Raw genomic sequence first — 23,001 nt, 5'->3', positions numbered from 1 at the left:
ACTCCTTGAGTTGCAACTATCACTTGCCGGCCCGCGTGAAGCGCGCCACTTCGATGAACAGGTCGGAGTTGGCCGGGTCGTCCAGATAGGCCAGGACACGCTCGGCCGGGCTGTCGATCAGGATGCCTTCGCCGTTGTCTTCCGGCACCTCGATGGTGCGACCACTGAGTTCTTTCTTGCGTACGGCTTGGTTGACCTGCTCGACATCGAGGTTGTAGACCACCAGCTCCTTGTTATCGAGCACTTCGAAGCCGCCGATCAGGAAATTGCCGCCCAGGCGTTTGGGCACGCCGGCCGAGAGGTACCAGCGATTGCCGTGCTGGGACACAGTGAAGGCGTACTCGTCGCGCTTCTTGTCCTTGCCGATGGCCACCGCCTTGTAGGCGTTGCCACCGCTGCGGCTGATCTGCAGGGTCAATGATTCACCCCAGGCGTCCTTGCTCGTCCATGTGCCCAACAGGGCCTTGGGCGCGGGCTTATTGGCCGGGATCGGCTCGTTGAAGGTGACCAGACAACCGCCAAGCAGCAAGAACGACAATGCCAACAGCAGGGTTCTGGCTTTCATCAACCTCTCCTTGAATTAGGTTCGCGCCTTACACCGACGCCAATACCAGATGCAGGTACCGGGTAAGAATAGCGAGCATCGGCGCTTCAGCCTGGGCGTGTTCGCCGTCGAGCAGGCCCTGATATTCCATCTGCTCGATAATCGCCGTCAACACCAGGGCATCCTGTTGCGGCTGATGCGAGCCTACCACTTGCAGCATCTGCACGGCGCCGCGCAGGAGGATCTGCTCGTGCGACTTGACCAGTTCGGCCAGCCGCGGGCACAACAGCGCCTCCTGGCGGAAGGCCTGCTCGGCCATGAGAAAGTCACGGCGGTTGTGCAACTGGCGCTGCACGTAGTCGGTGGTCATCTTCGCCACTTCGTCGGCCAGGCGCGCCCGCGACTGCGGGCTGCCATCGCCCTGGGACAACAACTGGCGCAGCACCACCTCGGTGTTTTCCCAGAGTTTGGCCAGGTAGGCCGCGCTGCGTTCGACATATTGGGCGAAGGTGTCGGTGAGCAGGTCTTCGATGTCCTTGAAGTAATAGGTGGTCGCCGACAGCGGCACCCCGGCCTCGGCGGCCACCGCACGGTGACGTACGCCACGCACGCCATCACGCACGACGATGCGCATGGCCGCATCAAGGATTTGCTGGCGGCGAAGTTCGCTACCTTCGCGGCTGGCCTTGCGGCCCTGGTACTGCACGCTTTCGGCCACCGCTGTAGCCACGCCGGCGGCGCCTTGTTGAGTCATTGCGGGAGTCACTGCTGGTCTACCCCAAACGTTGGATCCGATCGAAGAATTTATTGCAGGCATGAAAAAGCCGCCCCGGAAGGCGGCTTGTTCAGTTCGCTCAGGCCTGAGGGCGCATGTGCGGGAACAGGATGACGTCGCGAATCGATGGCGAGTTGGTCAGCAGCATCACCAGACGGTCGATGCCGATGCCTTCACCGGCGGTTGGCGGCATGCCGTATTCCAGGGCACGGACGAAGTCGGCATCGTAGTGCATGGCTTCGTCGTCACCGGCGTCCTTCTCGGCCACCTGGGCCATGAAGCGCTCGGCCTGGTCTTCGGCATCGTTGAGCTCGGAGTAGGCGTTGGCGATTTCGCGGCCACCGATGAACAGCTCGAAGCGGTCGGTGACGTTCGGGTTCTCGTCGTTGCGGCGGGCCAGCGGCGAGACTTCGAACGGGTACTGGGTAATGAAGTGCGGCTGCTCCAGCTTGTGCTCGACCAGCTCTTCGAAAATCATCACCTGCAGCTTGCCCAGGCCTTCGAAGCCGAGGACCTTGGCACCGGCGTTCTTGGCGATTGCGCGGGCCTTGTCGATGTCCTGCAGGTCGGCCGCGCTGATCTCAGGGTTGTACTTGAGGATCGAATCGAACACCGACAGGCGCACGAACGGCTCGCCGAAGTGGAACACCTTGTCGCCGTACGGCACGTCGGTAGTCCCCAGGACCAGCTGGGCCAGCTCGCGGAACAGCTCCTCGGTCAGGTCCATGTTGTCTTCGTAGTCGGCGTGGGCCTGGTAGAACTCGAGCATGGTGAACTCGGGGTTGTGCCGGGTCGATACGCCTTCGTTACGGAAGTTGCGGTTGATTTCGAAGACTTTCTCGAAACCGCCCACCACCAGACGCTTGAGGTACAGCTCCGGGGCGATACGCAGGAACATCTGCATGTCCAGCGCGTTGTGGTGGGTTTCGAACGGCTTGGCGGCGGCACCACCGGGGATGGTTTGCAGCATCGGCGTCTCGACTTCGAGGAAGTCGCGGGCCATCAGGAAATTGCGGATGTGCGCAATGACCTGCGAACGGACGCGGAAGGTGTGACGGGTCTCTTCGTTGACCATCAGGTCGACGTAGCGCTGGCGGTAGCGCTGTTCGGTGTCGGTCAGGCCGTGGTGCTTGTCCGGCAGCGGGCGCAGCGACTTGGTCAGCAGGCGCACGCTGGTCATTTCGACGTACAGGTCGCCCTTGCCGGAACGCGCCAGGGTACCTTCGGCGGCAATGATGTCGCCCAGGTCCCAGGTTTTGACTGCGGCCAGGGTTTCTTCCGACAGGGTCTTGCGGTTGACATAGACCTGGATACGACCGGTCATGTCCTGGATCACCATGAACGAGCCACGGTTGAGCATGATGCGCCCGGCAACCTTGACCGGAATCGCTGCAGCTTCCAGCTCTTCCTTGGTCTTGTCGACATACTGTTTCTGCAGGTCGTTGCAGTAGCTGTCACGGCGGAAGTCGTTGGGGAAGGCATTACCCTTGGCGCGCTCGGCAGCAAGTTTTTCCTTGCGCAGCGCGATCAGGTTGTTTTCTTCCTGTTGCAGGTCTTGCGGGTCGAGTTGTAAGTCGCTCATGTCGTCACATTTTCCATCACGGGTTCATTGTCCCTCGCCTTGGGCAAGGGATCGCGGGGCAAGCCCGCCCCGACAGGGGGCGGGCCGGGGCCGCGCGGTTACAGCCCTTGCTTGAGGCTGGCTTCCAGGTATTCGTCGATATCGCCATCGAGCACCTTGTCGCAGTCGCTGCGCTCGATGTTGGTGCGCAGGTCCTTGATCCGCGAGGCGTCGAGCACGTACGAACGGATCTGGTGACCCCAGCCGATGTCCGACTTGCTGTCTTCCAGGGCCTGGGAAGCGGCGTTGCGCTTCTGCATTTCCTGCTCGTACAACTTGGCCCGCAGCATTTTCATGGCGGTGTCCTTGTTGGCGTGCTGGGAACGTTCGTTCTGGCAGCTGACCACGGTGTTGGTCGGTACGTGGGTGATACGCACGGCCGAGTCGGTGGTGTTTACGTGCTGACCACCAGCGCCCGAGGAGCGGTAGGTGTCGATGCGCAGGTCTGCCGGGTTGATCTCGATCTCGACCTTGTCGTCGATCTCTGGCGACACGAACACCGCCGAGAACGAGGTGTGGCGACGGGCGCCGGAGTCGAACGGGCTCTTGCGCACCAGGCGGTGCACACCGATCTCGGTACGCAGCCAGCCAAAGGCGTACTCGCCCTTGATGTGCACGGTGGCGCCCTTGATGCCGGCGACTTCACCCTCGGACAGCTCCATGATGGTGGCGTCGAAGCCACGCTTGGCGGCCCAGCGCAGGTACATGCGCAGCAGGATGTTGGCCCAGTCCTGGGCTTCGGTACCGCCGGAACCGGCCTGGATGTCCAGGTAGGCGTTGTTCATGTCCATCTCGCCGCTGAACATGCGTCGGAATTCGAGCTTGGCCAGGGATTCTTCCAGGCCCTGGAGCACTTCGACGACGTCGTTGACGGCGGCTTCGTCGTTCTCTTCGACGGCCATGTCGAGCAGCTCGCGGGAGTCGACCAGGCCACCGGACAGTTCATCCAGGGTCTCGACGATCTGCGCCAGCATGGCGCGTTCGCGGCCCAGTTCCTGGGCGTACTCGGGCTTGTTCCAGACGTTCGGGTCTTCGAGCTCGCGGTTAACTTCGATCAGGCGGTCATGCTTGTGATCGTAGTCAAAGATACCCCCGAATGGACTCGGAGCGCTCGGTCAGGTCCTTGATGGTGTTCAGGATCGGTTGGATTTCCATGGGCGGGCAGCTCTCGTGCGTATTCTGTAGAAAAGCCGGAGAGTATAGCTGAGTTACAGCTTCAAGCGGCAAGCTACAAGCGACAAGAGGCCGGAGAAATGCCGGGCGCTGCGGTTTTTCTTGCCGCTTGAAGCTTGCCGCTTGTGGCTGCTGTCAATCCACCCCAACCTGGTTGCGCCCATTGTTCTTGGCCAGGTACAGGCCCTTGTCCGCCGCCGAGATCAACTGCCGGCAATGGCTGCCGATGCCTGGGGTCAGGGTCGCCAGGCCGATGCTCACGGTCAGGACCGAATCGGGGTTGGGCATGGTATGGGCGATGTTCATGGCCTCTACGGTCTGGCGCAGTTTCTCCGCGACCAGGCGTGCCCCGCCCGGCGAGGTGTTGGGCAGCACCAGGGCGAATTCCTCGCCGCCGTAACGGGCCGGAAGGTCGCTGGGGCGCGCGCAGGAGGCGCGAATGGCTTCAGCCACCTTGCGCAGTGCTTCATCCCCGGCCAGGTGGCCGAAGGTGTCGTTGAACAACTTGAAGTAATCGACATCGACCATCAGCAACGACAGCTGCGCCTGTTCACGCATGGCCCGGCGCCACTCCAGCTCCAGGTACTCGTCGAAATGGCGGCGGTTGGAAAGCCCCGTGAGGCCATCGGAGTTCATCAGCCGTTGCAGCACCAGGTTGGTGTCAAGCAACTGCTGCTGGCTGACGCGCAGGGCCCGGTAGGCCTCGTCGCGTTGCAGCAGGGTCAGGTAGGAGCGCGAGTGGTAGCGGATGCGCGCCACCAGTTCGATGTTGTCCGGCAGCTTCACCAGGTAGTCGTTGGCCCCGGCGGCAAAGGCCGCGCTCTTGACCAGCGGGTCTTCCTTGGTCGACAGGACGATGATCGGGATGTCCTGGGTGGCCGGGTTGTTGCGGTATTCGCGCACCAGGGTCAGGCCGTCCAGGCCGGGCATGATCAGGTCCTGGAGGATCACCGTGGGCTTGATCCGCACCGCCTGGGCCACCGCTTGGTGCGGGTCGGCGCAGAAGTGGAAGTCGATGTTCTCTTCGTGAGCCAGGCCACGCCGCACCGCTTCGCCGATCATTGCCTGATCGTCGACCAAGAGGACCATCGCCGAATTTTCATTCATGGTCGGAAAACCGTCGAGCGGTAAATCATTCATGCGCTGTCACCTGGTCACTGCCGGCCAGCCGGCATGGCTCAATACATATCGTCATTTTGGAAAAACTTCCATCAATCGCGAGGCGATTCGCTCCAGCGGGCGAATCTCCACGGCGGCGTCTATCGCGGCGGCTGCCTTGGGCATGCCGTATACCGCGCTGCTGTGCTGATCCTGGGCAATGGTCAAAAAGCCCTGTTGGCGCATCAGCTTCAAGCCCTGGGCGCCATCGCGGCCCATGCCGGTGAGCAACACGCCGACCGCGTCGCCGCGCCAGTAGCGGGCCACGCTTTCGAAAAATACATCGATGGAGGGCCGGTAGATCTCGTTCACCGGCTCCGCGGTATAGGCCAGGTTGCCGTTCTTGAGCAGGCGGATGTGGTGGTTGGTCCCGGCCAGCAACACCTGCCCCGGCTGTGGCGGCTCGCCTTCGCTGGCCAGGCGCACCGCCAGGCCCGACGCACTGCTGAGCCACTCGGCCATGCCGGCGGCGAACACCTGATCAACGTGCTGAACCAGCACGATCGCTGCGGGAAAGCTCTTGGGCAAGGCTTTGAGCAGCACTTCCAGGGCGGCCGGGCCACCGGCCGAGGAGCCGATGGCAACCAGGCCCTGGCGCTGGGCAGCCTCACGGACCGGCGCGGCCATGGCCCGGGTCGGGCTGCTGCGCTGCTGGCCGATCAGCCAGCCGATGTTGAGGATCTTGCGCAGCAGCGGCGCGGCGGCCTCGCGCGGGTCGCCAGCCCCCAGGGCCGGGGTGTCGACCACGTCGAGAGCGCCATGGCCCATGGCCTCGAACACCCGGTGGACATTCTGCTGGCGGTCGACGGTAACGATAACGATGGCGCAAGGGGTTTCAGCCATGATCCGCCGGGTTGCCTCGACACCGTCCATGACCGGCATGATCAGGTCCATGAGGATCAGGTCCGGCAGTTGCTCGGCACACAGCTTGACCGCCTCGGCGCCATTGCTGGCGACCCAGATCACCTCATGGGCCGGTTCGAAGGCCAACGCCCGGCGCAAGGCCTCCACGGCCATGGGCATGTCGTTGACGATGGCGATTTTCATCCCTGCGCTCCCCCGATCAACTCGACGACGGCGTCGAGCAAGGCATCATCGTGAAAACTGGCCTTTGCCAAATAGTAGTCGGCCCCGGCGTCCAGTCCACGGCGACGATCTTCTTCGCGGTCCTTGTACGAAACCACCATCACCGGCAGCGATTGCAGGCGGCTGTCACGGCGCAGCAAGGTGACCAGTTCGATACCGTCCATGCGCGGCATGTCGATGTCGGTGATCAGCAGGTCGAAGTCCTCGCTGCGCAAGGCGTTCCAACCGTCCATGCCGTCTACTGCAACGGCCACTTCATAGCCTTTGTTGCTGAGCAACTTGCGCTGCAATTCGCGCACGGTCAGCGAATCGTCGACCACCAGCACGCGCTTGCGCGCCGCCTCGCGCACGCTGCGCTGGCCGCGTTCGATACGTTCCAGGCGACCGGTGCTGAGGAGCTTTTCCACCGAGCGCAGCAGGTCTTCGACGTCGATGATCAGTACCACCGCGCCATCGTCGAGCAAGGCCCCGGCGGAAATGTCCTGGACCTTGCCCAGGCGCGCATCCAGCGGCATCACCACCAGCACCCGCTCGCCGATCAGGCGTTCGACCGCCACGCCATAGAGCATCTCGCGCTCGCGAATCACCACCACTTTGATGCTCTGCCCTTCGCCCTGGCTCGGCGGGCGATTGAGCAGCTGGCTGGCCGAAACCAGGCCGATATGCCGGCCCTCATGCCAGAAATGCTGACGGCCTTCGATCTGCACGATGGCCTCGGCCGGTAGCTCCAGCGTGCGTTCGATGTGCGCCAGCGGGAAGGCATAGGCCTCGGCGCCGACCTCCACCACCAGGCTGCGCACCACCGACAGGGTCAGCGGTACTTCAAGGTGAAAGCAACTGCCCTGGCCGCTGGCCTGGGTCAGCTCGATCGAGCCGCGCAGCTGGCGAACCATGTGCTGCACGGCATCCAGGCCGACACCGCGCCCGGAGACTTCAGTCACCCGGTCACGCAGGCTGAAACCTGGCAGGAACAGGAAGGTCAGCAGCTCGGCCTCGCTCATCTGCGCCACGGTCTCGGCAGGCGACAACTGGCGTTCAACGATGCTCTGGCGCAAATGCGCCAGATCGACGCCGCCACCATCGTCGCTGATCTCCAGCACCAGCAGCCCGGCCTGGTGCGAAGCGCGCAGGCGGATCAGCCCTTCCAGCGGCTTGCCGGCCACCAGGCGCCGTTCGGGCGACTCGATGCCGTGATCGACGGCATTGCGCAGCAGATGGGTCAAGGGCGCTTCGAGTTTTTCCAGTACGTCGCGGTCGACCTGGGTCTTCTCGCCTTCGATTTCCAGGCGCACCTGCTTGCCCAGCGAGCGGCCAAGGTCACGGACCATGCGGCTTTGCCCGGTCAGCACATCGGCAAACGGGCGCATGCGACAGGCCAGCGCGGTGTCATACAGCAGTTGCGCGCGTTGGCTGGCTTGCCAGCCGAACTCGTCGAGGTCTGAGGCCTGCTGCAACAGAATCTGCTGGGTTTCCCCGAGCAAACGTTGAGCCTGGGCCAGGGCATCCTGGACTTCCGGGCTCTGGCCGCTGCTTTCCAGTTGCTGCTTGAGGCCGTCCAGGGCGCGGATGCTTTGCCCGTGCATGCGCTTGAGGCGCTGCAGGGTGGCCAGATAGGGTTTCAAACGCTGGGTTTCGACCAGCGATTTGCTCGACAGGTCGAGCAGACTGTTCAGGCGCTCGGCAGTGACGCGCAAGACCCGCTCGCCGCCCTCACTCGTGCGCTTGCCGCTGCGCACAGGCGCTGCTTCGACCTCCGGCTCGGGTTCCAGCATGGCCGGCTCGACCAGCAGGGGTTCGGGTTCGGGCAAGGCAACGGCTGGCGGCGCCATAGCCGGCGGCGGTGCCGCGCCCGGGTCGAGCAACGCGGCCATCTGCACCAGAAAGGCTTGCACCGCGGCATCGATGCTGACGTCACCGGGGGTGGCGATACGCATCAACAGGTCAGTACCTTGCAGCAAGGCATCGATATGTTCCGGGCGCAGCAGCACGCGGCCTTCCTGGGCGCCGACCAGGCAGTCTTCCATCACATGGGCGACGCTCACCCCGGCGTCGACGCCAACAATCCGCGCCGCCCCCTTGAGCGAGTGGGCCGCGCGCATGCAGGCTTCAAGCTGATCGGCCTGGGTCGGGTTGCGCTCCAGCGCCAGCAACCCGACGCTGAGCACCTGGGTCTGGGCTTCGGCCTCCAGGCTGAACAGCTCGAGCAACGAGGCATCGCGCATTTGCTCTGGGGTCATGACAGGCTCCGGTTCACGGCAGACAGCACTTGTTCTTCATCCAGCACGCGGACACTGCGCCCGCGCCATTGCAGCACCGCTGCGGTAAAACGTGTTTCACCCTGCTCCACAGCCAGGCGGTCGGGGTCCAGGCCATGGATACCATCCACTTCATCGACCTGGACCACCACCGAACCACCCGCAGCGGCAATGATCAGCATGCGCGGCATGACCCGCGCCGAGGTCGCCGCCGCGGCCTGGGGTTCAAGGCCGAGCAGATCGCTCAGCGACAGGCACGGCACCAACGCACCACGTACATTGGCCACCCCATGCAGCACCCGCGAGCGCTGGTGCGGCAGGGAATGCACCTGCTGCAACGGTGCGACTTCGACCAGGCAACGGGTGGCCAGCGCCAGCCACTCCTCGCCCAGGCGAAACAGCAACAACGAGCGGCCACTGCTGGCTTGCTCGAGGGCCGCGCTTTGCTCGTGGGCTTGCTGGGACAGCGAGTAACGGTCCAGCAGGCGCGTGGCTGCGGCCGCATACACCTCGCAGTTTCGGCAATGGATATGCGCCTCGAGCAGCGGGCAGCGCTTGTCGCCATGGACCCCGATACGGTTCCAGCAGTCGTCGATGCTGGCGGCGTCACTGGCGACCAGTTGCACGTCGTTGTCACCCATCATTGTTCAGACTCCCGGTCGGCGCGCCGTGCGGCCCGTTCCTGCAGGCGCCGGGCGCCTGCGACATCACCTTGAGAAGCCAGCAACGCGGCCAGGTGCACCAGTGCCTCCGGATGCTGGGGGTCGAGGTACAACGCCTTGCGGTAATGGCTCAACGCATCGCTGCTGTCGCCGGCGGTGTCACTGAGCAAGCCCAGCCAGTAGAACACCTGGGCATTGGGCGGGTACTGCTGCAAATAACGTGCGCAGGCAGCCTGGGCCTGGGCGCTGCTACCGGCATTGGCCAGTTGCGCAATCTGCGCCAGCAATTCGCTCGCCGACTCTTGTGCGGCGGGCCTGGCAGGCGGTGGGGCAAAAGGCTTGATCCTGCGCACCAGGGCAGGCGCCGGGCGCGGCACGCTGGCCACCGTCAGCGGCACCGTCAAGGGCACTGGAATGGCCAACGGTTTGCTCGGCGGCGCAGGCTCCATCTCGGTTTGGCGCACATAGGCAAAAGACTGGGCGATACCCACCGGGCGCATGCCCATGCGCGCCAGCAGGCTGCCCTCGGCCGGGCCGATAAACAGCACGCCCTGTTCGTGAATCAGGTTTTTGAGCACCTTGAACACCCGTTGCTGGGTGGGTACGTCGAAGTAGATCAACAAGTTGCGGCAAAAGACGAAATCGTAGCTGCCTTCGCGGGAATTCAATGCCGGATCGAGCACGTTGCCCACCTGCAAGTTGACCTGCTGGCGAACCCGATCATCGAGGCTATGGCCCTCGGCGCTCTCGCTGAAATGCCGCTCACGAAAGTCCAGGTGCACACCGCGAAACGAGTTGCGCCCATAAAGCGCCTGTTCGGCCCGGCCAATGGAGTTGGGGCTGATGTCCATCGCATCGACGCGAAAGCTGTGGGCGGCAAAGCCGCCGTCGAGCAAGGCCATAGCAATCGAATACGGCTCTTCTCCGGTGGAGCACGGCAGGCTGAGGATGCGCAGCGGGCGCAGGCCGCCAAGCTCGGCCAGGCGTTTGCGCGCCAGGGTCACCAGGGCATTGAAGGACTCCGGGTAGCGGAAGAACCAGGTTTCCGGGACGATCACCGCCTCGATCAGTGCCTGCTGCTCCTGATTCGACTGCTGCAGGCGCAACCAGTAGTCATCCAGGTCCCGGGCCTCCAGGATCGCACATCGCTGGCGCAAGGCGCGCTCGACCATCGGCGCGCCGACCGAGGCAACGTCCAGGCCGATGCGATCCTGCAAAAAGCGAAAAAAGCGCTGCTCGCCACTCATGCTTGCCCCTCGCCACCTGCCGTAACGTCGGGCGGGTACAGCAGCTCGCGTACTTCGATGCCGAGCAGGTCCTGCACACCGATACGCTGCAGCAAACCATGGGCATCCTCACGCACCGGGCCCAGGTACGGTGCCTGCCGATTGTCCAGGCCATAAGGCTGAAACTCGGCAGGGTCGCAACGCAGGGTATCGGTGGCCTGTTCAAGGATCAGCCCCAGTAACAACGCCGGGCGCAACGGGTCGGCGCGGTAGTGCACCAGCACCAGGCGCGTGCTGGTGCGCACCGGCGCCGGCAAGCCAAAACTCAAGGCGCCGACATCGATCACCGGCACCAGCGCGCCGCGATGGGCCAGCACCCCGGCAACCCATGGCGGGGTTTGCGCAATGGGCTTGAGCGGCAGGCGCGGCAGCACCTCGGCGACTTCATGGGCGTCCAGGGCAAAGCGCTGCTCGCCGATACGGAATACCAGGTACAGAGTGCCGTGGGAGGCCGCGTCCTGGTTGCGGCGGGGCTGAAGGTCGTTCATCGGCAGGTCAGACTTTGAACCGCGACACGCCGCCACGCAGGCCGGTGGCCACCTGGCTCAGTTCGTCGATGGCAAAGCTGGCCTGGCGCAGCGACTCGACGGTCTGGCTGCTGGCATCGCCCAACTGCGCCAGGGCATGGTTGATCTGCTCGGCGCCGGTGGCCTGGGCCTGCATGCCTTCGTTGACCATCAGCACCCGCGGCGCCAGGGCCTGGACCTGATGAATGATCTGGGTCAGTTGCTCGCCGACCTGCTGCACTTCGAACATGCCACGGCGCACTTCCTCGGAGAACTTGTCCATGCCCATGACCCCGGCCGATACCGCCGACTGGATCTCGCGAACCATCTGCTCGATGTCATAGGTGGCCACGGCAGTCTGGTCAGCCAGGCGCCGCACCTCGGTGGCGACCACGGCAAAGCCGCGCCCGTACTCACCGGCTTTTTCCGCCTCGATGGCGGCATTGAGCGACAGCAGGTTGGTCTGGTCGGCGACCTTGACGATGGTTACCACCACCTGATTGATGTTGCCGGCCTTCTCGTTGAGGATCGCCAGCTTGTTGTTGACCAGGTCCGCCGCGCCCATCACCTGGTGCATGGTCTCTTCCATGCGCGCCAGGCCCTGCTGGCCGGAACCGGCGAGGATCGAAGCCTGGTCGGCAGCCGAGGTAACTTCGGTCATGGTCCGCACCAGATCGCGGGAAGTCGCCGCGATTTCCCGGGAAGTTGCGCCAATTTCAGTGGTGGTGGCAGCGGTCTCGGTGGCGGTCGCCTGCTGCTGCTTGGAGGTGGCGGCGATTTCGGTCACCGAGGTGGTGACCTGCACCGACGAGCGCTGCGCCTGGGACACCAGGTTGGTCAGCTCGCCCATCATCTCGTTGAAGCCGGTTTCGACGGCGCCGTACTCGTCCTTGCGGTCCAGGTTCAGGCGCACGCTGAGGTCGCCGCCGCTGAGCTTGTCCAGGGCATGGACAATCCGCTGCATTGGCGCGGTGATGGCGCGCATCAGCACCAGCCCGCAGGTGGTCGCGGCAAAAATGGCCAACAGCAGCGAGATGACCATGCTGAACTTGGCCGTGGACACGGCGCTGACGATCGACTCGGTCGCATTTTCGGCGGCATGACGATTGCGCTCGATCACCCCGTTCAAGTGCTTGCGTCCGTTGATCCAGGCAGGCGTGAGGACCTCGGCGAGCAGGCGCTGGGCTTGGGGGTAATCCTTCTTGCGGTAGGCATCCAGCACGATGTCCACCGCTTTGAGGTAATCCGTCTCAAGCTGGGTGAATTGGTCGAGGGTGGCCAGATCGTCCTTGTCGCGGATGGTCGACCGGTAGCTGGCCATGTGCTGCTTGAGGCGCTCTTCAAAACCCTTGTACAGCTCCATGTCGGCCGAGCTGATCTCGCGATGATCGCTCAAGCCGACCAATTGCTGGGTCAACACGTAGCTGTCGACCCAGGCGCTGCGGATCATGGAGCTGTAGTAGACCCCGGGAATGCTGTCGGTTCGCACCGCTTCCTCGCCGGCCTCAATTGCCACCAGTCGCGAATAGGCGGCGACCACCATCAGCGACATGATGGCGATAATCACGGCGAAACTCGCCAGGATCCGTTGGCGCAAGGTCCAGTTTTTCACAGTCAGCCCTCAAATGTTCTACGCGAGCAGGAAAAATGGGCAGAGTATAGCCCAGCGGCTGCGCGCATTTGCGGCTGACTTAACCGCTGGACCAGGCCAAACGGGCTAGATACTGGCCTTTAGCCCGATTTCATTGACTGGCGGCAAGTTTTACCTGGCTTTCCAGCTCGCTCTTGAGCGCTGGATCAAGCTTGAGCTGGCGCGCCAGTTCGTCCAGGTAGGCGCGTTCCATGAAATGTTCCTCGTCCACCAGCATGACACTGGCGATGTACATCTCGGCGGCCATTTCCGGGGTGCTGGCAGCGCGGGCAACGTCAGCCGGGTCCAGGGGTTTGTTCAGCTCGGCGTGCAGCCAGTGCTGCAGCGCCTGGTCGCTGGACAGCTTGACGAACTCGCCCTCGATCAGCGCCCGTTCGCGCTCATCGACGTGGCCGTCGGACTTGGCCGCGGCCACCAGGGCCTTGAGGATCGCCTGGCTGTGCTGCTCGACCTGGGCCGGCGGCAGGCGGTCGAGGGTCTGCGGCTCGCCCTGCACGGCGGCCCCCTGCTTGGCCTGCCAGTTGCCGTAGGCCTTGTAGGCGATCACCCCTAGGGCCGCCAGGCCACCATAGGTCAGGGCCTTGCCGCCGTATTTGCGAGCCTTTTTGCTGCCCAGCAGCAAGCCCATCGCCCCGGCTGCCAGGGCACCACCACCGGCACCGGAAAGCAGGCTGCCCAGGCCACCGCCGCCCTTGCCGCCGAGCAGGTCGCCAATACCGCCGGCTTTGTCGGCGGAACCTTTGCCGGCCTGGTTCTGCAGCAGGTCCTGGCCGGATTTGAGCAGTTGATCGAGCAAGCCTCGGGTGTTCATCGGGCATCTCCAAGGGAGGAAAGAAACCCCAAGAGTACTGCCGCTGGCTGAAGCGAAGCTGAATGCATTTGCTTCCAGATGTTGCCCAAGACCGGGCTACGCTGGACCCAGGCAACAGCAACTACGCTTAAAGCAGCTATACCTGCACTTTCACTGCCCCGAGATAATTTCAACAAGAGGGAACACCATGTTCGTGCACAAGACCGCCACGCTCTGCGCCCTGAGCACCGCCCTGCTGGCCAGCGCCGGCCTGCAGGCCGCCGATCCCTTGAAAGCCGTGGGCGCCAGCGAAGGCCAGCTGGATATCGTCGCCTGGCCGGGTTACATCGAGCGCGGCGAAAGCGACAAGGCCTACGACTGGGTGACCGGCTTCGAGAAGGACACCGGGTGCAAGGTCAGCGTCAAGACCGCCGCCACCTCCGACGAAATGGTCAGCCTGATGACCAAGGGCGGCTATGACCTGGTCACCGCCTCCGGCGACGCCTCGCTGCGGCTGATCGCCGGCAAGCGCGTACAGCCGATCAACACCGCGCTGATCCCCAACTGGAAAAACCTCGATCCACGGCTCAAGGATGGCGCCTGGTACGTGGTCGATAAAAAGGTCTACGGTACGCCCTACCAGTGGGGCCCGAACGTGCTGCTGTACAACACCAACGTGTTCAAACAGGCGCCTTCCAGTTGGGGCGTGGTGTTCGAGCCGCAGAACCTGCCGGACGGCAAGCCGAACAAGGGCCGGGTCCAGGCCTACGACGGGCCGATCTACATCGCCGATGCGGCGCTGTACCTCAAATCGGTCAAGCCTGAGCTCGGCATCCAGAACCCCTATGAACTGAACGAAACCCAGTACAAGGCGGTGCTCGACCTGCTGCGCCAGCAACAGCCGCTGATCCACCGCTACTGGCATGACGCCACGGTGCAGATGAGCGACGTCAAGAACGAAGGCGTAGTCGCCTCCAGCTCCTGGGGCTACATGGTCAATGGCCTGCAGGCCGACAAGCAACCGGTGGCCTCGACCATTCCCAAGGAAGGCGCCACTGGCTGGGCCGACACCACCATGCTGCATAGCGAGGCCAAACACCCCAACTGTGCCTACAAGTGGATGGACTGGTCGCTGCAGCCCAAGGTCCAGGGTGATGTAGCGGCCTGGTTCGGCTCGTTGCCAGCGGTGCCGGCGGCCTGTACCGGCAGCGAGCTGCTGGGCGCCGAAGGCTGCAAGACCAATGGCTTTGACCAGTTCGACAAGATCGCCTTCTGGAAAACCCCGCAGGCTGAAGGCGGCAAGTTCGTGCCGTATAGCCGCTGGACCCAGGACTACATTGCGATCATGGGTGGGAGGTAAGGCCCTATCGCCGGCAAGGCCGGCTCCCACCATGGACCGATGTACACCAGCCTGTGGGAGCTGGCCTTGCCAGCGATGGGTTTCGCCCCCACTTACCTGTGGAGCACCTGAGCATGACCCTTGCAGTCCAGTTCACCAATGTCTCGCGCGCCTTCGGCGAGGTCAGGGCCGTTGACCAGGTGTCGATCGACATTCACGACGGCGAGTTCTTCTCGATGCTCGGCCCCTCGGGTTCGGGCAAGACCACCTGCCTGCGCCTGATCGCCGGTTTCGAGCAACCCAGTACCGGTTCGATCCGCATCCATGGCGCAGAGGCTGCGGGCTTGCCGCCCTACCAGCGCGACGTCAACACGGTGTTCCAGGATTACGCGCTGTTCCCGCACATGAACGTGCGCGACAACGTCGCCTATGGCCTGAAGGTCAAGGGCGTGGCCAAGGCCGAGCGCCACACCCGCGCCGAAGAAGCCCTGGCCATGGTCGCCCTGGGCGGTTACGGCCTGCGCAAGCCGGTGCAGCTTTCCGGCGGCCAGCGCCAGCGCGTGGCCCTGGCCCGGGCACTGGTCAACCGCCCGCGGGTGCTGCTGCTCGACGAGCCCTTGGGCGCGCTGGACCTGAAGTTGCGCGAGCAAATGCAGGGCGAGCTGAAAAAGCTGCAACGCCAACTGGGCATTACCTTCATCTTCGTCACCCATGACCAGACCGAGGCGCTGTCGATGTCGGACCGGGTCGCGGTGTTCAACCGCGGCCGCATCGAGCAGGTCGACACCCCGCGCAACCTGTACATGAAGCCGGCGACCACCTTCGTTGCCGAGTTCGTCGGCACCTCCAATGTGCTGCGCGGCACACTGGCGCAGCAGCTCAATGGCAGCGAACTGCCCTTCTCGATCCGCCCGGAACACATCCGCCTTGGCGACCAACCGGCCGCCAGCAACGAAATCCAGGTCAGCGGCCTGCTCCACGATATCCAGTATCAGGGCAGCGCCACCCGCTACGAGCTGCAACTGGACAACGGCCAACTGCTCTGCATCAGCCAGGCCAACAACCAATGGCAGGAACACGCCGCGCCCTGGCAGCCCGGCCAACGCCTGCAGGCACGCTGGGCCCGCGAGGCGATGACCGCGCTGCTGGAAACCGTGCCCGGCGAGGGCCGCTGAGATGAGCCAGGCCCCGGCAACAGCCGCGCCGACAGCCATGCGGCGCTTCTCCAACCTGCTCTACCGGCGGCCCAACCTGTACCTGGCGCTGCTGCTGGTGCCGCCACTGACCTGGTTCGGCGCGATATACCTTGGCTCGCTGCTGAGCCTGCTGTGGCAGGGCTTCTACACCTTCGACGACTTCACCATGGCGGTCAGCCCGGAGCTGACCCTGGCCAACTTCAGCGCGCTGTTCAACCCGTCGAACTTCGACATCATCCTGCGCACCCTGGGCATGGCCATCGCCGTATCGATCGCCAGCGCCACCCTGGCCTTCCCCATCGCCTACTACATGGCCCGATACACCAGCGGCAAGACCAAGGCGTTCTTCTACATCGCGGTAATGATGCCGATGTGGGCCAGCTATATCGTCAAGGCCTACGCCTGGACCTTGCTGCTGGCCAAAGGCGGCGTGGCCCAGTGGTTCGTCCAGCAACTGAACCTGGGGCCAGTGCTGCTGTTCATCCTCGGCATTCCCGGGGTTGGCGGCAGCACCCTGTCGACCTCGCACCTGGGGCGCTTTCTGGTGTTCGTCTACATCTGGCTGCCGTTCATGATCCTGCCGATCCAGGCCTCGCTGGAGCGATTGCCGCCCTCGCTGCTGCACGCCTCGGCGGACTTGGGCGCCAGGCCGCGGCAGACCTTCATGCAGGTGATCCTGCCGCTGTCGGTGCCGGGCATTGCCGCCGGCTCGATCTTTACCTTCTCGCTGACCCTGGGCGACTTCATCGTCCCGCAACTGGTCGGCCCGCCCGGCTACTTCATCGGCAGCATGGTCTACGCCCAGCAGGGCGCCATCGGCAACATGCCCATGGCCGCCGCCTTTACCCTGGTGCCGATCGTGCTGATCGCCATCTACCTGTCCATCGTCAAACGCCTGGGGGCCTTCGATGCACTCTGAGCGCGCCTCGATCGGCCTGCGCCTGGCGGCCTGGGGCGGGCTGGTGTTCCTGCACTTCCCGATCCTGATCATCTTCCTCTATGCCTTCAACACCGAAGACGCCGCCTTCAGCTTTCCACCCCAGGGCTTTACCCTCAAATGGTTCAGCGTGGCGTTTTCGCGCCCGGACGTGCTGGAGTCGATCAAGCTGTCGCTGCAGGTCGCCTGCCTGGCCACGCTGATCGCCCTGGTGCTCGGCACCCTGGCCTCGACGGCGCTGTACCGGCGCAGTTTTTTCGGCAAGGAAAGCATCTCGCTGATGCTGATCCTGCCCATCGCCCTGCCTGGGATCATCACCGGGATCGCCCTGCTCTCGGCGTTCAAGACCCTCGGTATCGAGCCCGGGATTTTCACCATCGTCGTCGGCCACGCCACCTTCTGCGTAGTGATCGTCTACAACAACGTCATCGCCCGCCTGCGACGTACTTCACAGAGCCTGATCGAGGCGTCGATGGACCTCGGTGCCGACGGCTGGCAGACCTTTCGCTACATCATCCTGCCCAACCTCGGCTCGGCATTACTGGCCGGCGGCATGCTGGCGTTTGCCTTGTCGTTCGATGAAATCATCGTCACCACCTTCACCGCCGGCCACGAACGCACCCTGCCGATCTGGCTGCTCAACCAGTTGAGCCGGCCGCGCGATGTGCCGGTGACCAACGTGGTGGCCATGCTGGTGATGCTGGTGACCATGCTGCCGATCCTCGGCGCCTATTACCTGACCCGCGGCGGCGAAAGCGTCGCCGGTAACGGCAAATAACTCCTGGAGGACTAGACCATGCAAACCCGACTGTTGATCAACGGCCAACTGGTCGAAGGCGAAGGCGCAAGCTGTGCGGTACTCAACCCGGCGCTGGGCAGCGTGCTGGTGGAAGTCAACGAAGCCAGCGAGGCCCAGATCGAAACCGCCGTGCGCGCTGCCGACCACGCCTTCCAGAGCTGGTCGCAGACCACACCCAAGGAGCGTTCGCTGCTGCTGCTCAAACTCGCCCAGACCATCGAGGCCCACGGTGAAGAGCTGGCCCGGCTGGAGTCGGACAACTGCGGCAAGCCCTACGCCGCCGCACTCCACGACGAGATCCCGGCCATCGCCGATGTGTTTCGCTTTTTTGCCGGCGCCACCCGCTGCCTCGGCGGCTCGGCCGCGGGTGAATACCTGCCGGGGCACACCTCGATGACCCGCCGCGACCCGCTGGGCGTGGTCGCCTCGATTGCGCCATGGAACTACCCGCTGATGATGGTGGCCTGGAAGATCGCCCCGGCCCTGGCCGCCGGCAACACCGTGGTGCTCAAACCGTCGGAGCAGACGCCACTGACGGCGTTGCGCCTGGCCCAACTGGCCAGCGACATATTCCCGGCCGGCGTACTGAATATCCTCTTCGGCCGTGGCCCAAGTGTCGGCACGCCGCTGGTGAACCACCCGAAAGTGCGCATGGTGTCGTTGACCGGTTCAATCCCCACCGGGGCCAACATCATCGCCAGCACCGCCGACAGCGTGAAACGCATGCACATGGAGCTGGGTGGCAAGGCACCGGTGATCATTTTCGATGATGCCGATATCGACGCCGCGGTCGACGGCATCCGCACCTTCGGTTTCTACAACGCCGGCCAGGACTGTACCGCCGCCTGCCGGATCTATGCCCAGAGCGGCATCTACGAGCCATTCGTTGAAAAACTCGGCAAGGCCGTGGCCAGTATCAAGCATGGCCTGCAGAACGACCCGAACACCGAACTCGGCCCACTGATCAGCGCCCAGCACCGCGACCGGGTGGCGGCCATGGTCGAACGGGCGATTGCCCAGCCACATATCCGCCTGGTGACCGGTGGCAAGGCAGTGGCCGGTGACGGCTTCTTCTTTGAACCGACGGTGCTGGCCGATGCCCAGCAGGATGACGAGATCGTGCGTCGCGAAGTGTTCGGGCCTGTGGTCTCGGTGACCCGTTTCGACAACGAAGCTCAGGCCCTGGCCTGGGCCAACGATTCCGACTACGGCCTGGCGTCGTCGCTGTGGACCGCTGACGTCGGCCGCGCCCACCGCATCTCGGCGCGCCTGCAGTACGGCTGTACCTGGGTCAACACGCACTTTATGCTGGTCAGCGAAATGCCCCACGGCGGTCAGAAACTGTCCGGCTATGGAAAGGATATGTCCATGTACGGGCTGGAGGACTACACCTGCATCCGGCATGTGATGTTCAAACATTAAGGTAAGGACACCCATGGAAATCACCCGACGCGACTTCATCAACGGAGTCGCCATCGGCGTTGCAGCGGGCTTGACCCCGTTGCAACTGCTTCAGGCTGCCCCCAGCGGGCACTACTACCCACCGGCGTTGACCGGCTTGCGCGGCAGCCATGTCGGCGCCTTCGAAGTCGCCCACCAGATGGGCTGGGAAAAACAGACCTTCGCCACCGACGCCTTGCCGATCAGCGAGGCGTACGACCTGGTGGTGGTCGGCGGCGGCATCAGCGGCCTGTCGGCAGCCTTCTTCTACCGCGAGAAGCACCCCGCAGCGAAGATCCTGATTCTCGAGAACCACGATGACTTCGGCGGCCATGCCAAGCGCAACGAGTTCAGCGCCGGCGGGCGGATGATCCTCGGTTATGGCGGCAGCGAAGCCTTCCAGTCGCCCAACCACCTGTACAGCAAAGAGGTCAACGGCCTGCTGGCAAAACTCGGGGTGGACATCAAGCGTTTCGAGAGCGCCTTTGACCGCAGCTTCTACCCGGACCTGGGCCTGTCGCGCGCGGTGTTCTTCGACCGCGAGACCTTCGGCGAAGACAAGCTGGTCAGCGGCGACCCAACGCCAATGGTCGCCGATGACATTGCCCCCGCGCAGCTAAACGCCCGCTCGATCGGCGATTTCATCAACGATTTCCCCCTGCCCGAAAGCGACCGCAAGGCCCTGATCGACCTGCACGAAGCGCCCCGGGATTACCTGGCCGGCAAATCGCTGGAGGACAAGAACGCCTACCTTGAGCGCACCAGCTACCGCGATTTCCTCCTCAAGGACGTCGGCCTGTCGGCCAAGGCAGTCAAGTACTTCCAGGGCCGCACCAACGACTTCATGGCCCTGAGCATTGATGCAGTGGCCGCCGCCGACGCCTACAACACCGGCTTCCCGGGCTTTGGCGCAATGAACCTGGAACCCATCAGCGAAGAAGCCAAGGCGGAGATGGAAGAGCCGTACATTTACCACTTCCCCGACGGCAACGCCTCGCTGGCGCGCCTGCTGGTGCGCAGCCTGGTGCCGACGGTGGCGCCGGGCAAGGACATGGAAGACATCGTCCTGGCCAACTTCGACTACAGCCAGCTCGACCGCGCCGGGCAACCGGTACGCCTGCGCCTGAACAGCACGGCGGTCAGCGTGCGCAACGTCGACGGCGGCGTAAATATCGGCTTCAGCCGTGGCGGGCAGCTGGCCCAGGTGCGTGGCAAGCACTGCATCCTGGCCTGCTACAACATGATGATCCCCTACCTGCTGCGCGACCTGTCGGCCGACCAGGCCCATGCCCTGAGCCAGAACGTCAAATTCCCGCTGGTGTACACCAAGGTCATCGTGCGCAACTGGCAGGCCTTCAAGAAGCTTGGCGTGCACGAGATCTATGCCGCGACCCAGCCCTACAGCCGGATCAAGCTCGACTACCCGGTAAGCCTGGGTGGCTATGAGCACCCGCGCGACCCGGCGCAGCCTATCGGCTTGCACATGGTCTACGTGCCGACCAGCCCCGACAGCGGCATGAACAGCCGCGACCAGGCCCGCGCCGGGCGTGGGCGCCTGTACGGTACCTCATTCGAGGTGCTGGAGAGCCAGTTGCGCGAACAGTTGCAACGCATGCTGGGCCTGGGCGGCTTTGACCACAACCAGGACATCCTGGCGATCACCGTCAACCGCTGGCCCCACGGCTACGCCTGCTTTACCAACACCCTCTACGACGATCCCGAGCAGATCGAGCAATGGCAAGAACTGGCGCGCAAGCCCGTGGGCAAGGTCAGCATCGCCAACTCGGATGCGGCCTGGAGTGCTTATGCCCATGCAGCGATCGATGAGGCCTGGCGGGCGGTGGGGGAATTGGGCTGAATCCAGGAAACCTCCTTCATCCTCTAAGGCCTCGCCCTACGGACATCCCATTGCTGCAGAGTTATCGGTATCATAATCTGATACCATGAATAATCATCAGCGCAGTACGCTGAAGTCAATCTTCAGCAAACCGTTACCCAACAATCTGGAATGGGCTCGCATCGAATCCTTGCTGGTCGGTGCGGGGGCCCGGGTAATCGAAGGTCGAGGTTCACGCGTGCGCTTCGAACTCAATGGAGTGATCGCGACCTTCCATCGCCCCCATCCGGATAAAGATGCCAAGCCTTATCAGATCCGCGATGCGCGGTTGTTTCTGGAACAGGCAGGAGTGACCCCATGAATGTCATGAATTACAAAGGCTATGCCGCCCGTATCGAATACAGCGATGAAGACCAATTGCTGATTGGCCATGTCGCGGGTATACGCGATGTAATCGGCTTTCACGCGCAATCGGTCGCGCAACTGCGTAGCGCCTTCGAAGAAGCCGTGGATGACTACCTCGATACCTGCGCTCGCGTAGGTCGTGAACCACAGAAAGCTTACTCGGGGAAATTGAGCCTGCGCCTGGAGCCGACGCTGCATGCCAGCGTCGCACAAAAGGCGGAGTTGGCTGATAAAAGCATCAACCAGTGGGTCAGTGATGTGTTGAGCCAGGCGGCGCATGCCTGAGGGGCGATCGCGGGGCACGTCGACCGGCCCCGCGATGGGTTGCTTCAATCGCGCAAATCAGACTCGTGAATCGGCTGCTCGCGACTGGTCGCGCGTTGATACTGCGCCGGCCACACCGCTTTGTTGCCCCCCAGGTCGTCGTCGGCGTGCAGCGGCCAGTACGGGTCGCGCAGCAGCTCGCGGGCGAGGAAGATGATATCGGCCTGCGCCGTTCGCAAGATGGTTTCAGCCTGCATCGGGTCGGTAATCAAGCCCACCGTCCCGGTGGCAATCCCCGATTCTTCCCGGACTTTTGCCGCAAACTGTGTCTGATAGCCAGGCCCGGTGGGAATCTCGGCCTTCGCCGAGGTACCGCCGGAGGACACATCGATCAGGTCCACGCCCAACTGTCTCAAGCGCTTGGCCAGCTCGACAGTCTCATCGGGATTCCAGCCATCCTCGACCCAATCGGTGGCCGACAGGCGCACGAACACCGGCAGTTCAGCCGGCCAGACGTCACGCACCGCTTCGCTCACTTGCAGGGTCAGGCGAATGCGGTTTTCGAAACAGCTGCCGTACTGGTCACGGCGCTGGTTGCTCAATGGCGAGAGAAACTGGTGCAACAGGTAACCGTGGGCGGCATGCACTTCAACGACTTTGAAACCCGCCACCAGGGCCCGCCGGGCAGCATCGACAAACGCCTGGATGATCTCGCCGATCTGCGCTTCGGTCAGTTCGGTCGGTGCCGTGTGCTCCGGGTCGAAGGCAATCTTCGAGGGCCCCACCGGTACCCAGCCGCCATCGCTCACCTTGACGCTGCCATGCTTGCCCAGCCAGGGCCGATGGGTGCTGGCCTTGCGCCCGGCATGGGCCAACTGGATGCCTGGCACTGCGCCCTGGGCGGTGATGAAGCGGGTGATGCGTTGCAGCGGCGGGATCTGCGCATCGTCCCATAAGCCCAGGTCCTGCGCGGTAATGCGCCCGTCGGCAGTCACGGCGGTGGCTTCAGTGAAAATCAGGCCGGCGCCGCCCACCGCGCGGCTGCCCAGGTGCACCAGGTGCCAGTCGTTGGCCAGGCCGTCGACACTGGAATACTGGCACATGGGTGACACGGCAATACGGTTGGGCAGGATCAAGTGGCGCAAGGTGTACGGCTCAAGCAGCAGGCTCATGGGGCACCTCTCAAATCAAGTGGTAAGGCTCCAGATAGTTGACAGGCCGACTACTGAATCTTCCCCGCAGGTTCTTCGACCGATCATTCGAAGCCTAGACCACTT

The 23,001-nt window shown here is 63.7% G+C and carries 21 protein-coding genes; 8 read left to right on the top strand and 13 right to left on the bottom strand.

All coding sequences use genetic code 11. The features are described 5' to 3' along the window. Positions 1-19: 19 nt before the first annotated feature. From KHO53_RS16205 to KHO53_RS16150, 12 genes are all read right to left on the bottom strand, one after another. Entirely contained in the window at positions 20-565 is a 546-nt protein-coding gene (locus KHO53_RS16205; RefSeq protein ID WP_010224902.1) for a hypothetical protein, read from the bottom strand. 28 nt (positions 566-593) lie between these two features. Then, complete coding sequence (locus KHO53_RS16200) at positions 594-1,298, bottom strand: TetR/AcrR family transcriptional regulator (protein WP_010224904.1); 705 nt, start codon at positions 1,296-1,298, stop codon at positions 594-596. 100 nt (positions 1,299-1,398) lie between these two features. Continuing rightward, on the bottom strand, positions 1,399-2,901 hold the full coding sequence (lysS, locus tag KHO53_RS16195; protein ID WP_010224906.1) for a lysine--tRNA ligase: 1,503 nt from the start codon (positions 2,899-2,901) through the stop codon (positions 1,399-1,401). Positions 2,902-2,999: 98 nt separating this feature from the next. Next, a protein-coding gene (gene prfB / locus KHO53_RS16190; RefSeq protein WP_100782011.1) for a peptide chain release factor 2 occupies positions 3,000-4,095 on the bottom strand; the annotation gives its coding sequence in 2 pieces (ribosomal slippage) (positions 3,000-4,022 and positions 4,024-4,095; 1,095 coding nt in all). Positions 4,096-4,248: 153 nt separating this feature from the next. Beyond that, entirely contained in the window at positions 4,249-5,253 is a 1,005-nt protein-coding gene (locus KHO53_RS16185) for a response regulator (protein WP_010224910.1), read from the bottom strand. A 51-nt stretch (positions 5,254-5,304) separates the two neighbouring features. Continuing rightward, positions 5,305-6,318: a chemotaxis response regulator protein-glutamate methylesterase gene (locus KHO53_RS16180; protein WP_010224911.1), complete on the bottom strand. Its 1,014-nt coding sequence runs from the start codon at positions 6,316-6,318 to the stop codon at positions 5,305-5,307. Next, on the bottom strand, positions 6,315-8,594 hold the full coding sequence (locus KHO53_RS16175; protein ID WP_036994051.1) for a hybrid sensor histidine kinase/response regulator: 2,280 nt from the start codon (positions 8,592-8,594) through the stop codon (positions 6,315-6,317). The genes KHO53_RS16180 and KHO53_RS16175 overlap by 4 nt, the downstream gene beginning before the upstream one ends. Continuing rightward, entirely contained in the window at positions 8,591-9,256 is a 666-nt protein-coding gene (locus KHO53_RS16170; protein WP_010224913.1) for a chemotaxis protein CheW, read from the bottom strand. The genes KHO53_RS16175 and KHO53_RS16170 overlap by 4 nt, the downstream gene beginning before the upstream one ends. Beyond that, the gene (locus tag KHO53_RS16165; protein WP_010224914.1) at positions 9,253-10,521 is read right to left on the bottom strand and encodes a CheR family methyltransferase; all 1,269 of its coding nucleotides are present in this window, start codon (positions 10,519-10,521) and stop codon (positions 9,253-9,255) included. The genes KHO53_RS16170 and KHO53_RS16165 overlap by 4 nt, the downstream gene beginning before the upstream one ends. Further along, positions 10,518-11,048 carry a chemotaxis protein CheW gene (locus tag KHO53_RS16160; RefSeq protein WP_036994049.1) on the bottom strand — a complete coding sequence of 177 codons (531 nt, stop codon included), beginning with the start codon at positions 11,046-11,048 and terminating at the stop codon, positions 10,518-10,520. The genes KHO53_RS16165 and KHO53_RS16160 overlap by 4 nt, the downstream gene beginning before the upstream one ends. Positions 11,049-11,055: 7 nt before the next feature. Beyond that, complete coding sequence (locus KHO53_RS16155; RefSeq protein ID WP_213570513.1) at positions 11,056-12,678, bottom strand: methyl-accepting chemotaxis protein; 1,623 nt, start codon at positions 12,676-12,678, stop codon at positions 11,056-11,058. Between the two features lie 130 nt (positions 12,679-12,808). Next, the gene (locus tag KHO53_RS16150) at positions 12,809-13,528 is read right to left on the bottom strand and encodes a tellurite resistance TerB family protein (RefSeq protein WP_010224917.1); all 720 of its coding nucleotides are present in this window, start codon (positions 13,526-13,528) and stop codon (positions 12,809-12,811) included. 187 nt (positions 13,529-13,715) lie between these two features. On the opposite strand from KHO53_RS16150, the gene ydcS reads away from it, so the two are divergent. From ydcS to KHO53_RS16110, 8 genes are all read left to right on the top strand, one after another. After that, a complete protein-coding gene (gene ydcS, locus KHO53_RS16145) occupies positions 13,716-14,867 on the top strand; it encodes a putative ABC transporter substrate-binding protein YdcS (protein WP_036994046.1) in 1,152 nt (383 codons plus the stop codon). 113 nt (positions 14,868-14,980) lie between these two features. After that, a complete protein-coding gene (locus tag KHO53_RS16140) occupies positions 14,981-16,021 on the top strand; it encodes an ABC transporter ATP-binding protein (protein ID WP_010220211.1) in 1,041 nt (346 codons plus the stop codon). A 1-nt stretch (position 16,022) separates the two neighbouring features. Beyond that, positions 16,023-16,961, top strand: a complete 939-nt coding sequence (locus KHO53_RS16135) for an ABC transporter permease (protein WP_010220212.1) — start codon at positions 16,023-16,025, stop codon at positions 16,959-16,961. Beyond that, the gene (locus KHO53_RS16130) at positions 16,951-17,757 is read left to right on the top strand and encodes an ABC transporter permease (protein WP_010220213.1); all 807 of its coding nucleotides are present in this window, start codon (positions 16,951-16,953) and stop codon (positions 17,755-17,757) included. The genes KHO53_RS16135 and KHO53_RS16130 overlap by 11 nt, the downstream gene beginning before the upstream one ends. An 18-nt stretch (positions 17,758-17,775) precedes the next feature. Beyond that, a complete protein-coding gene (locus tag KHO53_RS16125; protein WP_213570512.1) occupies positions 17,776-19,200 on the top strand; it encodes a gamma-aminobutyraldehyde dehydrogenase in 1,425 nt (474 codons plus the stop codon). Between the two features lie 13 nt (positions 19,201-19,213). After that, positions 19,214-21,076 carry an NAD(P)-binding protein gene (locus tag KHO53_RS16120; RefSeq protein ID WP_213570511.1) on the top strand — a complete coding sequence of 621 codons (1,863 nt, stop codon included), beginning with the start codon at positions 19,214-19,216 and terminating at the stop codon, positions 21,074-21,076. Between the two features lie 85 nt (positions 21,077-21,161). After that, positions 21,162-21,416, top strand: coding sequence for a type II toxin-antitoxin system HicA family toxin (locus KHO53_RS16115; RefSeq protein ID WP_010220218.1), 255 nt, complete (start codon positions 21,162-21,164; stop codon positions 21,414-21,416). Further along, positions 21,413-21,745 (top strand): type II toxin-antitoxin system HicB family antitoxin, encoded by a 333-nt coding sequence (locus tag KHO53_RS16110; protein ID WP_010220219.1) that lies wholly within the window; start codon positions 21,413-21,415, stop codon positions 21,743-21,745. The genes KHO53_RS16115 and KHO53_RS16110 overlap by 4 nt, the downstream gene beginning before the upstream one ends. Before the next feature lie 44 nt (positions 21,746-21,789). Here the strand turns inward: KHO53_RS16110 and KHO53_RS16105 are convergent, their stop codons facing one another. Beyond that, entirely contained in the window at positions 21,790-22,896 is a 1,107-nt protein-coding gene (locus KHO53_RS16105) for an NADH:flavin oxidoreductase/NADH oxidase (RefSeq protein WP_010220220.1), read from the bottom strand. Between the last annotated feature and the right edge of the window lie 105 nt (positions 22,897-23,001).

The organism is Pseudomonas sp. RC2C2 (assembly GCF_018390435.1).
Taxonomy (GTDB): domain Bacteria; phylum Pseudomonadota; class Gammaproteobacteria; order Pseudomonadales; family Pseudomonadaceae; genus Aquipseudomonas; species Aquipseudomonas donghuensis.
The sequence above is the reverse complement of the archived record's forward strand: the minus strand, read 5'-3'. Positions and strand labels throughout refer to the sequence as shown.

Bases quoted from the DNA above. Each gene is read 5' to 3' on its own strand.
- KHO53_RS16205 (WP_010224902.1), bottom strand. From the start codon at position 565: ATGAAAGCCAGAACCCTGCTGTTGGCATTGTCGTTCTTGCTGCTTGGC.
- KHO53_RS16200 (WP_010224904.1), bottom strand. From the start codon at position 1,298: ATGACTCAACAAGGCGCCGCCGGCGTGGCTACAGCGGTGGCCGAAAGC.
- lysS (WP_010224906.1), bottom strand. From the start codon at position 2,901: ATGAGCGACTTACAACTCGACCCGCAAGACCTGCAACAGGAAGAAAAC.
- KHO53_RS16185 (WP_010224910.1), bottom strand. From the start codon at position 5,253: ATGAATGATTTACCGCTCGACGGTTTTCCGACCATGAATGAAAATTCG.
- KHO53_RS16180 (WP_010224911.1), bottom strand. From the start codon at position 6,318: ATGAAAATCGCCATCGTCAACGACATGCCCATGGCCGTGGAGGCCTTG.
- KHO53_RS16175 (WP_036994051.1), bottom strand. From the start codon at position 8,594: ATGACCCCAGAGCAAATGCGCGATGCCTCGTTGCTCGAGCTGTTCAGC.
- KHO53_RS16170 (WP_010224913.1), bottom strand. From the start codon at position 9,256: ATGATGGGTGACAACGACGTGCAACTGGTCGCCAGTGACGCCGCCAGC.
- KHO53_RS16165 (WP_010224914.1), bottom strand. From the start codon at position 10,521: ATGAGTGGCGAGCAGCGCTTTTTTCGCTTTTTGCAGGATCGCATCGGC.
- KHO53_RS16160 (WP_036994049.1), bottom strand. From the start codon at position 11,048: ATGAACGACCTTCAGCCCCGCCGCAACCAGGACGCGGCCTCCCACGGC.
- KHO53_RS16150 (WP_010224917.1), bottom strand. From the start codon at position 13,528: ATGAACACCCGAGGCTTGCTCGATCAACTGCTCAAATCCGGCCAGGAC.
- ydcS (WP_036994046.1), top strand. From the start codon at position 13,716: ATGTTCGTGCACAAGACCGCCACGCTCTGCGCCCTGAGCACCGCCCTG.
- KHO53_RS16140 (WP_010220211.1), top strand. From the start codon at position 14,981: ATGACCCTTGCAGTCCAGTTCACCAATGTCTCGCGCGCCTTCGGCGAG.
- KHO53_RS16135 (WP_010220212.1), top strand. From the start codon at position 16,023: ATGAGCCAGGCCCCGGCAACAGCCGCGCCGACAGCCATGCGGCGCTTC.
- KHO53_RS16130 (WP_010220213.1), top strand. From the start codon at position 16,951: ATGCACTCTGAGCGCGCCTCGATCGGCCTGCGCCTGGCGGCCTGGGGC.
- KHO53_RS16125 (WP_213570512.1), top strand. From the start codon at position 17,776: ATGCAAACCCGACTGTTGATCAACGGCCAACTGGTCGAAGGCGAAGGC.
- KHO53_RS16120 (WP_213570511.1), top strand. From the start codon at position 19,214: ATGGAAATCACCCGACGCGACTTCATCAACGGAGTCGCCATCGGCGTT.
- KHO53_RS16115 (WP_010220218.1), top strand. From the start codon at position 21,162: ATGAATAATCATCAGCGCAGTACGCTGAAGTCAATCTTCAGCAAACCG.
- KHO53_RS16110 (WP_010220219.1), top strand. From the start codon at position 21,413: ATGAATGTCATGAATTACAAAGGCTATGCCGCCCGTATCGAATACAGC.
- KHO53_RS16105 (WP_010220220.1), bottom strand. From the start codon at position 22,896: ATGAGCCTGCTGCTTGAGCCGTACACCTTGCGCCACTTGATCCTGCCC.